Raw genomic sequence first — 317 nt, forward strand, 5'->3', positions numbered from 1 at the left:
GGGCACGATGGGTAAGCCGATCAACCAGGGCTGACGTCATTTGCTCATCTTTGAAAATCTGTGTCCATTCTGTAAATTCTAGATTGCTGGTAATGATCATGCTTCCTTTCTCATAGCGGGCCGCACAAAATTGGAATAATAACTCCACCCCGGTCCGACTGAGAGGGACAAACCGGCCTTCATCCAAAATAATCAAATCTGTTTTCGACCATTGCCTCTCTAGCTGGAGGATTCGCTTTTGGGACTGAGCTTCCATAAGCTCGTTACATATTTTAGCGGCAGTCCAAAATTGGACGGAATAGCCATGATGGCAAGCC

At 46.7% G+C, this 317-nt stretch carries 1 protein-coding gene; it reads right to left on the reverse strand.

Features of this window, described 5'->3' with window-relative positions; genetic code table 11:
• On the reverse strand, positions 1–317 hold a 317-nt coding region (locus Q3F21_RS27280), incomplete at both ends, for an ATP-binding protein (protein WP_340259750.1).

The organism is Brevibacillus borstelensis (genome assembly GCF_037834415.1).
In the GTDB taxonomy this organism is placed as follows: domain Bacteria; phylum Bacillota; class Bacilli; order Brevibacillales; family Brevibacillaceae; genus Brevibacillus; species Brevibacillus borstelensis_A.